This window comes from Flavobacterium sp., assembly GCF_003525665.1.
In the GTDB taxonomy this organism is placed as follows: domain Bacteria; phylum Bacteroidota; class Bacteroidia; order Flavobacteriales; family Flavobacteriaceae; genus Flavobacterium.
The window spans coordinates 11,350-13,310 of record NZ_DQDX01000007.1; the positions used below are offsets into that span (position 1 = coordinate 11,350).

3 protein-coding genes are annotated in these 1,961 nt (G+C 33.4%); all 3 read right to left on the reverse strand.

Annotated elements, in window-relative coordinates:
* A partial coding sequence (locus DIU01_RS00560) for a peptidoglycan DD-metalloendopeptidase family protein (protein WP_290831320.1) occupies positions 1-647 on the reverse strand: 647 nt, incomplete at its 3' end.
* Positions 648-657: 10 nt separating this feature from the next.
* Complete coding sequence (locus DIU01_RS00565; RefSeq protein WP_290831321.1) at positions 658-1,041, reverse strand: DUF3037 domain-containing protein; 384 nt, start codon at positions 1,039-1,041, stop codon at positions 658-660.
* Entirely contained in the window at positions 1,019-1,807 is a 789-nt protein-coding gene (locus tag DIU01_RS00570; protein WP_290831322.1) for a HipA family kinase, read from the reverse strand. Before DIU01_RS00570 ends, DIU01_RS00565 begins: the two co-directional genes overlap by 23 nt.
* Positions 1,808-1,961: the final 154 nt, after the last annotated feature.

The following is a 1,961-nucleotide window of genomic DNA, read 5'->3' on the forward strand; positions in this document are numbered from 1 at the left end:
GGACAATTTTCTGAATAAAATTCTAAATCTTTTTCGTTACAAACTCCAGGATAATCACCAACTTTATTTTCAATATCAATGATAATCTGAAAATGTAAATGCGGTGCATAATCGCCGTTTATTGGTGGCGAACCCAATGTTGCAATTACTTCTCCTTTTTTGACTTCTGTTCCAATTTGTTTATCTGTTAGACTATCCAAACTCAAATGTCCGTATAATGTATAAAATTTTAGTTCTTCAATTTGATGTTCCAGTATAATTGTCGGACCATAATCGCCAAGAGAAGTGTTGTTTTGAAAACTATGAATGGTTCCGTCTAATGCCGCTAAAACCGATGTTCCAGCTTTTATCCATAAATCCAAACCAATGTGAATGTTGCGCTCGTCCGAATTTTCATCATTGAAAACCGTACTTCTTTTGTACAAATTTCTAATTTCTTGATAACCACCAAAAGCTACTTTTGCATTGTTTTTAGTAAGATAATCTTCAATATAATTTTCAAATGCTGCTGCATCAGTAATATTTAATTTGGATAATTCTTCGTTGGATGCCGATAAATCTACAGCAACATAATCGGAGTAATCGATGGAAGAATCTATAACTTTTACGTCTTTTAAATTTTCTAAGAGTGTTTTTATTTTGTGCATTTTATTTGTTTTATAAAACTAATTCTGAATATAATTTTTCAAATGTTTCATCCAAATTTGAGCTGAAACCAGAATGTGGTCGAGAGGTTTGAATACTCGAACTCTTAACTGCCGTCAACCATCGAAAGCGTTCTGCAATATCGAAGGTTGCAATTGGTCCGCCATCTTTTTTTCCGCTTCCAATTTTTACAAAAGAATCTAAATTTTCTTTCAATTGCTCTTGGTCAAACTCAGAACAAATGGATTTTATTTTATCAGAAAAAATACGGTATTCAATTCGTAAATATTTTTGACGTTTACAAAAAAGTAACAATCCGATATTGATAAATTCTTCGCGCTCCACTTTTGGAACTACACGAAGAACAGCATACTCATATAAGTGTTTTTCGTGCATCTTGCGCTTGTTTTAAAAATAGATTTGAATTTGATAATCGAATGGACAAAAACTGAAAATAAACTTCTTTAATTTCTTCTGGAGAAATTGCACCATCTTCCCATTGCAACCAATCATCCGGAATTTGATTTACAATTTCTTTTAGAATTACGTCATTTAATTTTGAAGTAAATTCGGTATTTGCTTCTTCCAATTTACTTGCTTTTGGTAATAAAACATGATCTTTTATTAAAGCAAAAGGCGAAACAGCATTGGCTTTCCAATTATCCCAAGAATGATGAAAATAAAAAGCAGCACCGTGATCAATTAACCACAATTCTTTTCTCCAAATAAGTAAATTGGTATTTCTAAAAGTTCGGTCAACATTAGTAATAAACGCATCAAGCCAAACGATTTTAGAAGCCAAAACCTCGTCGCAATCATTGGTTGCTGCATCATAAGTTATTGCACCCGATAGATAATGCAAACCCAAATTCAATCCTTGACTGAATTGCAATAAATCCTGAATTTCTTCATCGGCTTCAGTTCTTCCAAAAGCTTCGTCTAGATTAGCAAAAACCAATTCTGGAACTGGCAAACCAAGAAATTTAGCAATTTGGCCACCAAGAAATTCGGCAATCAAGGCTTTTACGCCATGACCAGCACCACGAAATTTTAAAACATATTTAAAATCGTCATCAGCTTCGGCCAAAGCAGGAAGTGATCCGCCTTCGCGAAGTGGCGTAATGTATCGGGTGACGTTTACGGTTCGTAAATTTAAATTCATAAAACGGAAATTGTTTTAACAAATATAACTAAAAAAACTCCGATGGAATTTCGGAGTCTTAATTATATAATGTTTACCTAAGGATTTTCTTGTGAGATTCCTGCGGAATGACAATCTTGATGGAATTTCTATCTGAAATCTGCAACCTGAAATC

Coding starts and splice junctions, on each gene's coding strand:
- DIU01_RS00565 (WP_290831321.1), bottom strand. CDS start 1,041: ATGCACGAAAAACACTTATATGAGTATGCTGTTCTTCGTGTAGTTCCA.
- DIU01_RS00570 (WP_290831322.1), bottom strand. CDS start 1,807: ATGAATTTAAATTTACGAACCGTAAACGTCACCCGATACATTACGCCA.